Source organism: Pseudomonas sp. FSL R10-2189, from assembly GCF_009600325.1.
GTDB classification, from domain to species: Bacteria; Pseudomonadota; Gammaproteobacteria; order Pseudomonadales; family Pseudomonadaceae; genus Aquipseudomonas; species Aquipseudomonas helleri.
Genome location: NZ_WIVZ01000024.1, coordinates 86,003 through 95,634 on the forward strand (window position 1 = coordinate 86,003; position 9,632 = coordinate 95,634).

The 9,632-nt window shown below is 56.6% G+C and carries 7 protein-coding genes; 5 read left to right on the top strand and 2 right to left on the bottom strand.

From position 1 onward, the window contains the following. Positions 1 to 88: 88 nt before the first annotated feature. Together GHO32_RS17550 and GHO32_RS17555 are read right to left on the bottom strand one after the other, a co-directional pair. Complete coding sequence (locus tag GHO32_RS17550) at positions 89 to 529, bottom strand: MAPEG family protein (RefSeq protein WP_153335430.1); 441 nt, start codon at positions 527 to 529, stop codon at positions 89 to 91. Beyond that, complete coding sequence (locus GHO32_RS17555; RefSeq protein WP_153335429.1) at positions 526 to 840, bottom strand: DUF2834 domain-containing protein; 315 nt, start codon at positions 838 to 840, stop codon at positions 526 to 528. Before GHO32_RS17555 ends, GHO32_RS17550 begins: the two co-directional genes overlap by 4 nt. A 120-nt stretch (positions 841 to 960) precedes the next feature. On the opposite strand from GHO32_RS17555, the gene GHO32_RS17560 reads away from it, so the two are divergent. The 5 genes from GHO32_RS17560 to tssI form a co-directional block, all read left to right on the top strand. Then, on the top strand, positions 961 to 1,767 hold the full coding sequence (locus GHO32_RS17560) for a helix-turn-helix domain-containing protein (RefSeq protein WP_153335428.1): 807 nt from the start codon (positions 961 to 963) through the stop codon (positions 1,765 to 1,767). A gap of 132 nt (positions 1,768 to 1,899) precedes the next feature. Next, a complete protein-coding gene (locus GHO32_RS17565) occupies positions 1,900 to 3,861 on the top strand; it encodes a dermonecrotic toxin domain-containing protein (protein WP_153442935.1) in 1,962 nt (653 codons plus the stop codon). Then, entirely contained in the window at positions 3,855 to 6,002 is a 2,148-nt protein-coding gene (locus GHO32_RS17570) for a membrane-targeted effector domain-containing toxin (protein ID WP_153442938.1), read from the top strand. The genes GHO32_RS17565 and GHO32_RS17570 overlap by 7 nt, the downstream gene beginning before the upstream one ends. 311 nt (positions 6,003 to 6,313) lie before the next feature. After that, positions 6,314 to 8,074: a type VI secretion system baseplate subunit TssF gene (gene tssF, locus GHO32_RS17575; RefSeq protein ID WP_153335426.1), complete on the top strand. Its 1,761-nt coding sequence runs from the start codon at positions 6,314 to 6,316 to the stop codon at positions 8,072 to 8,074. Positions 8,075 to 8,279: 205 nt separating this feature from the next. Then, positions 8,280 to 9,632 (top strand): type VI secretion system tip protein TssI/VgrG (gene tssI / locus GHO32_RS17580; protein ID WP_153335425.1); only part of this gene is annotated, 1,353 nt, incomplete at its 3' end.

The window sequence follows — 9,632 nt, forward strand, 5'->3', positions numbered from 1 at the left end:
TTGCGTCCTTTCAAAGGGCCTGTTCCAAGACGTCGACTACCTGCGAAAGGCTCATCGAGCAGATTAATCACCTGTGAGTCGCAGTTGCTCACGCCATATTCAGCGCAACCACCGCCTTAAGTCCAACCATACCGCCCAGCCCCGACAGACAAACAATGCCGACGGCATACGTCACGGTTCGCCAAGGCTGCCACCCTGCCAGATAGCACACGGAGTGCAACACCCGCACAACGCAGAACATGCAGAATAGCCAAATCGAGGCACCACTCGAGGTCTCCAATGCACAACACAAACCACCCAATACAAAGAACAAAGGGATGTTCTCCAGGTCGTTAGCCCAAGCTTTAGCAGCGCGAGTAACTTGCGCCAATTCCTGTGGGCTGACCGGGTGGTTGAAGTAACCCGCGTCTTCACGATTGGTAAAGGCCAGGGACTTGATGCGATAGAAGCCTTGATAGCAGGAAAGCGCAAACATCTTCACGCATAGCACTACCACGCAGAGCGCGTAGACGCTCAACACGCTGCTCATGGCTGCGCCCTGTTTTTAAAGCCATTGACCACGATGTACAGCAGCGGGCCGATGGATACGAATACAGCCGTCAGCATGAAATAAGGCAACAGCGAGACCTTAGAGCGACCCTGCCGTTGCGCATCGCGGTACATCCATACGCACGCCAGGGCCGCCATCACATAGAGGTCAATCACCACTTGAGCGGTGTCCGGGCTGGACATCAGGGTAAGGCCAAACTCAATCAGTGGCTGCTCTGCCAGCCACAGGGTATAGGCCGTGTACACAGAGAAACCCAGTAAAGCGACAAGGGCGAGATACGGTCTTTTCATGTTTTCATCCAGGAAAACAGCAACGGCTGATGGGAGGCCCACGTTAGTGATACTTTTGCCTGCTCAGCAATGACCTCACAGGTCATGGACTAATCCCGTTTGCACTGCCAGAGTTCGCCCATGAGCAGCCCACCGATTCAGCGCCCCATGCCCCCGACCACCGCAGGCCCACTGTTGCGTGAGCTTCGCCGCCACGCCCGCTTGAGCCAGTTGGAGCTTTCTCTGATCACCGGTGTTTCCCAGCGTCATCTAAGTTGCATCGAAACCGGGCGTGCCAAGCCGAGCCCCGCCACGCTGCATCATTTATTGATGGCCCTCGAAGCACCCCTTGAGCAGTGCAACAGTATTTTCCGGGCGGCAGGTTATGCGCCCCGCTATGAAGCAACCCCGCTGTCCTCGCCCGCCATGGAGTCGGTCCGTGAGGCCATCACCCATGTCCTGCATGCCAACAATCCGGCCCCGGCCATTGTGCTGGGCAGCCACTGGGAAGTGCTGGCCGCCAATGCCAGCACTCAAGTGCTGTTCAACCTCGTCGGCCTGCCAAGTGATTCGGCACATGGTTTGAATCTGTTAGTCACGCTGCTACAGCCCGGCGGGCTGGGCGATCATTTGATCAATGCCGACGAAATCCGCCATGTTGCCTGGCAGCGCGCAACCCGCGAAGCATTGGGCAACCCCGCTCTGGCCAGAATACTGGAGGGCCTGCCCGCACCAGACACCCCTGAAACAGGCCCCGGCGAACTGCCCCCGCTGGTGTTGACGCGGATTAAATGCCCGCAGGGCGAGTTGAGCTTTATGTCTACTTTCACCACCTTCGGCATGCCGCTAGACATCACCGTCACGTCACTGCGTATCGAACATTTGATTCCCGCGGATGCTCCCACCTGGCAAATCATGACAGCGGCATACGAGCAGTCGCGCGCTTAACCGAACATTAAGCCTGGCTATCAATCTCTGCCTGTCACAGCGTGATCGAGGCGTGGCGGCATTTACCTATATCAAGCGTCCCGCTCAACCTGTGTAGCGTCTTCTCCTGGCAACTTACCCCCAGGAGCACACATGCCCACCTCCCTTGCAACACCCTCCTCCACTGAGGCTCTGCAGGCACAAAGCCTGAATCAATTGTTTGAGTACCAGCAGGCGTTGAAAACGCTGCTGGATGCGCTACCCGAGGCACGCGAGGTGCTGATGGGCCTGCTTCACGCGCGGGCCCAGCAGTCATTCCTCAAGCATCCCCTGCCGATTGCCCTGGACGCGGTGCACTATGAAGAAAGCATCTTGCTCACCCTGCATTCGGGTTCAACCCTGGTTGACTGGCCGCGACCAGCCACAGCCCAGCGGATGGTTGACTTGTTCAACAACACCCCTTGGGGCGGTAAACATTTCGAGACCACCAATCGGGTCTATCGGTTCTTCACAAAGACCATCCGTGACGAAGTAAACCCGTCTTCCCCGACACGTAAACGCACCGTTCACCTGACCACGGCCGGCACACCTGCCTTCGAGCAGTTTGTTGATGATTTACTCCGGTATCCAGATCGTTATTACCAGCGCCAACTGGATGACTTCTGGCGCGCAGCCTTTGCCCCCGGCAAACCCCTCACACGCCAACAATGGCTGGTAGAGCAACTGGGCAAAGCGGTCGCGACCGAGGCCATGCTGCGGGTCGCGGATCACACCCTGGAAGCGTCCGGCAAAGCGCTGATCGATACACTTATCAGCAAGCCTTACAGCCAGCTCCGCGAGCAACTGCCCGTGGCACAACGGCCGGCCACGTTCTCTGTGAGTATCAAAGGCAAAAATAAGCAGGCTGACATTCCTTTGGCCGGGGTGTTCGTGGTCTCGAGCCAAACGCCCACTGGGGTTATCGGCGCCAGTACCGATCTGGGCACCATGCTGCTGTTCACCCCCGACAAAGGCCTGGATCTGTTCAGCTCGCTGCAGGCACTGGATCAAGCGCTGCGCTCGCGGTTCATTGAGCCTGAATCTGTCGATGGATTGCTGGGCACCGTCTGTTGGCAAGACCAGGCCCGAGCCCAGAGTTATCAAACCACTGATATAACGTTTGCTTACGCGCAGGTATCTGAAAATATCTTCGAGCACTCTGTGCGCTCACTCTTGACCCTGCAAAAACAAGACATTGCCCACGGCTGGAGCTGCTTGCCCCGACACGAATCCAACGCCGAACAGGTGTATGAACTTTTCAATCGCCTGGCGCACATCGGTCCGCTGGTGGATATTCGTAACCGCTTGGTGGATCGTGGCAGGCGCTACATCGACGCCAATCTGCCGTCGTGGTACCTGGCCGCCAGCGCCAAAGATCAGCAAGCGCTGGATAAACTGGTGGTGGCCGAGTTGGCGTCCAACCAAATTTTCGCCAAGCTGTTCAACGAGGCGAACATCCCTACCCTGGCGGTGTTTGCCCGCACGGCGCTGATTCGACAACTGGCCATCGACTACCCCGACAAGGCGATCGATCCAGATCGTGTACAGGTCAGCATCACTCACTCCTTTAACCCCGCCAGCCTTGGGGGCGGCGTTGGCCCCGACCACGTGTCCTCTACCGAGGACCCGGCAACCCGGCCAAGTCACACTTTGACCTTGACCTTGACGGCGCTGGCATTGCGCAACATTGACCCTTGGGATGTCAGCTTTTACACCCTCTTCACGGGTAAAAGAACCTCAATGTCCGCTACTTTTAAAGAGCCCTCCGGCCAACTCATAGAATTTGATCAAAGCTATTTGAAGTCGCTGGTCCAGCGACTGGATGTGAGCGAAAGTTACGACCAACTGTTACAAACGCGGTTGATCACTGACGGCTCCGCTCTGCGTAAAGCCTGGGCCGATGCGCACCTCGCCAGCTTGGCGTGCTCGACTCTGGCAGCGCAATTGGACACCCGCAGTTTGCTGCAAACCAACCCCCTGCGCAGTCACCAGTGGCTGCAAGCCATCGTCGAAGCCGACACCCTGGCAAGCCGTAAAAAAGTGGGGGGCACAGCATCATCGCCAGCTCGATGCTGATTGCCAACTCACCCAGCACCCGTAATGGTCATCCGCTCAATGACGTGCTGATCATCAGCCTTGAGCAACGCCGGCCCATACCCAATGTCATCCTGTACACACCAGGCGCGCCGAACGAGCAGACCTTCAAGGAGTTTGCCAACCTCGAGGCTATGCAGCAGTTTCTGATGCAGCAATGGGCTGAATCGCTCGAATGGCGGCGCTACATCCTGCAGCATCTGTCCAAAGCGGGGCAGGCCGCAATGACCGAGCAGCCCCGGCAACTCGACGAGCTGCTGCTCAGTGCCCGCAGCCGGGTCGGCAATCCGTTTCAGACCGTGCATACCTTTGCAATCAATGAGCCGCTTCACAATGCGCTGTATGAACAAAGAGTCTCAACTTTGCGCCACAACGCCGACCACGACTCAACCAGCAACGCCGAGGTCGAAGAGCAATCACTGTGGAACAAGCTGACTTTCGGGATAGACCTGGCATTGGACCTGGTGCTGATGCTGCCCATCGCGACCGCTTCGAAGACCCTGCACAGCATCACTAAAGTATTTTTGCTGCTCAAGCAGGCAGGCGCCTCAAAATCCGCAGCCAGGGCGCTGTGGTCTATCACAGGTGCACGATACTTCCCCCCGAGCGCGCCCAAACTCCGTGCCTTGGCCGCACTCAGCCCTCCTCCCGACCTCTCTGGCATGCACGCACAAGTCCGTACTGCAGAACTGAATCACATCAAAGGCAACCTGTACCAGAGCAAAACCGGTGCACAGCATTATGCGTTGATCGACGGCAAGTATTACTTGATCGATGTGGCTCAGGGCCAACGTTTTATTTATCCGCCCAGCACAGCTCTGAAAACCCTGCGTTATCCACTGTCTGAGAATACGCATCTGGACACCTGGCAGGCAGAGCCCCTGCCCAGGCTACGGGGAGGTATGAATCCGATTGAAAAAGGCCCATTGGATACCACCCACCAAGATTACGAACTGCCCATGACTGATCGTGCGTTACTCCCGGCAATTAATAGGGGCTTGCCCGGGGCTTTCAGTATTGGCGCACAAACCCTGACCCTGCCGCAGAGCATGTCAGCAAGCATGCTGCACCTCTTTGCCATCCAGGCTCGACTGCGCAGACACGCGCGGCTGTTCTACTCAACGTTCAAGGAGAAAGCCGGGGCGCTGGTGATACCGCCGCGAAATGTGTTGCCTGAACCTCTGTTTGATCATCTGTTCAGTCAGCGTAAGAGTGTCGTCATCGGTGAAACTCACCACATCGCCCTGACGCGCAAACTGTTGATCGAGAACATGTCAGCACTCAAGAGGCAGTCGCTGGAGCGTATTTACATAGAGTTTCTCATTACAGAAGTTCATCAAGAGCTTCTGGATACGTTCAACACATCGCCGGCAATGCCAATGCCACTTCTGCTCAAAGAGCGTCTGCAATGGCTGGACGCTCATTTCAACTTGTCCAACACGCCTCATAACTTCACGCAACTGGTTGAAGCGGCTCATGCGCAGGGGATAAGCGTGATGGCGCTTGATAGCGCAGCCTGCTCACAACTCGAAATAGGCAACCTTTCCCCGCCAGGGGCAGCGCAGACATTGTCCGACCAACTTGATCGAGTCACGATGTTCAATTTTTTCGCCCATAAAAAAATAGCATTCGATCAACGCAAGTATGGCTCGAACCGCTGGCTGGCCCTGGTGGGACTCGCCCACTGCAATACGTTTCAAGGCATACCGGGCTTGGCCAACCTGAGCAACGCGACCAGCATCCGCGTGGTAGGTAGACTGGCAACGCTGCCCATGAGAACCACCCGTGACTCAGGCCTCATCATTCCGTCGCCCTGGCGCACTCACCAATTAAACGCCCGTTGCGAACTGTTAGTGCGTGTCCCTTCCGTAGGTAACAGCTTTTCTGTGACTACGCGCATCCACAGCCCCAATATGTTCACCCTCACCTACGGGCCTCCCGGTAACGTTTTTGTGCATTACCTGAACACACACCACCAGCGTTTCGATGTCCCTCTGCTGATGGATGGCAACCAACCCTACGTTGACCACTCCCTGTTTGGTTCGGTGAGCAATCGCCGTTTTAACAGCCTGGAAGAACTGGTGGATGCACTGACGGATGAACTGCACATGACCGAGGCCTGAGGTTATTTAAAATACAAAACTTCACTAAACAGTTCCTATGTAGGAATTAGCCGTCAGACAAAAACATTATCACAAGTAAGCCTGCTCCTGATTTTTGCTTGATGGTTGTGACTGCATAGCCGCCTGCCTAGACTCGCTTTATGTAGGGATAAGTACCCACATCAACGACATTCAATCTGACACCACCTATTAACAAAAAAACAACAGAGAATGCATCATCAATACTTATTAACTATTAGTTGCAGGAAGTTTCTTACGCAGGCTCCCTGCAACTGACCGCCCAACTCAACCCCTTATTAAACGGTATCGCCATGTCCTTGAAAGATCGCTTTGCGAAAGAACTTCGCGACCTCCAGGAGTTGGGGCGCGAATTTGCTGAGGACAATCCGCAACTGGCACCGTTTTTAGGGCCGGGCGCCAGCGATCCGGACGTGGCGCGATTGATGGAGGGGTTCGCTTTTTTGACCGCCAAACTGGCGATGAAAATCGAAGATGATCTGCCCGAACTCACCCACCCGCTGCTGCAAATGGTCGCCCCGAATGCTTTGCGGCCATTGCCCAGCACCACGCTGATGCGCTTTGAACCGGTGCAACATGCGCTCAGCGGCTCGCAGATCATCCCCAAGGGGACACTGTTGCATGCCAGGCCGGTCAATGGTGTGAACTGTACCTTCCGCACCTGTACGGACGTGCACCTGCACCCGATGGTGGTGAGCAGCGCCAGTGTTTCCCACAGCGTGCAAAAGTCCGTTATCAGCCTTGAGCTGCAAGCCCTGTCGCAACAGCCCTGGAACCAGATCAACTGCGACCGGCTGGATTTCCACCTCGGCGTCAATAACGCCAACGCGCTGGTGGTATACCAATGGCTCTCACAGCACCTCAAGAGAATCAGCCTGGGCATCGGTGATCATCAACTCAGCTTGCCTCCAAACATCTTGAGTTTTGCCGGCTTCGACCCCGATGACGCGCTGCTGCCTGGCTTTGCTCCTCATCAGAACGGCTATCGCCTGCTGCAGGAGTATTTCTGCTTTCCCGAGCGTTTCCATGGGTTCACGCTCAAAGGGCTAAAGCGCCATTGGCCCGAACAAACCAGCGAAACCGTGCGCCTGGAACTGCATTTTTCCAGGCCGATGCCCACCTTCGTAGAGGTCAGCCCCGAGACGTTCTGCCTGTACTGCACCCCTGCCATCAACCTGTTTGAGCACGCGGCCGAGCCTATTTTGCTGGACGGTGCAGAACTGAATCAAATCGTACGCCCGCGCACCCGGCGCCCGCAGGCTTACAGTATTTTCAGCGTTGATCGGGTGAGCGCCCGTCAGCGTGACCCCGAGTCAATACAGCCCGAGCGGCATTTCGAGCCGTATCAGTCGCTGGTCCATCGCGTCGAAACCGCTAGCGAACAGGAAGCGGCCTATTACAACCTGACGATTGAACCCGAGCTGCTCACGCAGCAGGCCAGGCATACTCTTAGCCTGATACACGGCAATCAGCGTCCTTACCTGGGCCAGCGTGAAGAACTCAATATTGCCTTGACCTGCACCAACAATGATTTACCCCAACAACTGGAAATCGGTGATATCTGCCTGGTGACTCAGACCACACCGCCCTTTGCCACGTACCGCAACCTGACCCGGCCGACACGTCAATACCCGCCCGTGTTTGACGGTGAAACGCATTGGGCGCTGATCTCCAACCTGTCGCTGAACCGACTGTCCCTGACCTCACCCGCCGCGCTGAAGGCAGTGTTGCAGGTCTACGACTTTATCGCCCCCCATGACCTGCAACATCAGCGGGCCACCCAGCACCGCTTGGAGGGCATCAAAAAGGTCAGCAACCAGCCCACAGACTACGTGTTCAAGGGCATCCCGATGCGGGGCAGCCAAACCACGCTCTGTGTCGATCCGGCAGCCTTCAGTGGCGAGGGCGATTTACAGGTGTTCGGCAGTGTCCTGTCGCACTTTATGGCGTTATATGCCAGCAACCAGTCTTTTCACCTTTTACACATGGTCAATATTGCACGCGATAGCGAATTCACCTGGCCTGTTCAAACTGGCCAACAAGCCAACATTTAAACGTGTTAACGGGTGTGTATTTATAAAAACAGACCTGCTGCATAAACAAACAAAAAACATCCTGCCTATCACATATAGGAAACAGGTGATTCGCGCCAAACAAGCGCACTTATAAACACTTTCACGTTTATTTAAGCGTGGGCACTTACATGCCCGAATACCCATTATTCAAACCTGCCCATGCACTTAATATGCGGGAGCCATCATGCCCTCTTCACAGGATGTGCGATTCACCTTCAGTTCAACAGCCGACATTGCCTTTGATGTGGTGTCATTTGAACTGAGCGAAGGCATCTCTGAACTTTTCTGTTTAAACGTTGAATTGATCAGTGAATCCGCCAATGCCGACTTCGCCACCCTGCTGGACAAACCCGCCACGCTGACCCTCTTTCAGGGCGGCCAGGCCGTGCGGTACGTGCACGGCCTGATCAGCCAGTTCGAGCAGGGCAAAACCGGCTTTCGTCGCACCTGGTATCGCGCCCGTATCGAGCCCGAGTTGGCCCGCGCCAACCTGCAATCAGACTGGCGCATCTTTCAGCAGCGCAGCGTGCCGCAGATCCTCCAGCAGTTGTTCAAGGATCGCCACTGGGGCAGTTGTACCCAACGCTTGACCGAACCCCATCAAACACGTGAATTCTGCGTTCAGGCTGGCGAACTGGACCTGGTGTTTTATCAGCGCCTGGCCGCCGAAGAAGGCTTGCTGTCGATCTTTCAGCACAGTGAAACCGGGCATTCGTTGATCCTGGCTGACCACATTGCCACCTTCGGCATCTTGCAGGATGAGCCGTTGGTGTACACGCCCAACCCCGGCGGCGATCCCGCGCAACCGGCCCTGCACAGCTTTATCTACCGCGAGCACGTGCGCAGCAGTGAGCAGACTCAGCGCGACTACACCTTCACCCACCCGCATTACAACCTGGAACAGCAAGAACAGGCGCTGCACCTGGACCATCAATCCAGCGGTTATGAACGCTACGACTACCCCGGTCGTTACAAACATGACAACGCCGGTAAACCCTTCACCCGCACCCGCCTGCTGGCCTTGCGCAGCGATGCGCGCACGGTTGAAGTGACGGGTGATGATGCACGGCTGGTGCCGGGTTTGGCCTTTGATTTGGTCGGTCACCCGCGCGAAGACATGAATATCGGCTGGCGCGCCCTGCACATCCACCACAGCGGGCAGCAGCACACCGCCCTGGAAGAAGAGTCCGCCGACAGCCGTGTCGGCACCCGTTACAGCCTGACCGCCACCCTGATTCCCGACACCCTGCAATGGCAGGCCCCGCTGCTGCCCAAGCCGTGTATCGAAGGCCCGCAAATCGCCACCGTGGTCGGCCCGGCCAATGAAGAAGTCTATTGCGATGAGCATGCCCGGGTGCGTCTGCAGTTCCCTTGGGACCGCGAAGACCGCAACGACGACCGCAGCTCTTGCTGGGTGCGGGTGTGCCAGAGCTGGGCCGGGGCGGGTTGGGGCCATGTGGCGTTGCCCCGCATCGGCCAAGAGGTGCTGGTGGCGTTCCTGCATGGGGACCCCGACCAGCCGATGGTGATTGGCCGC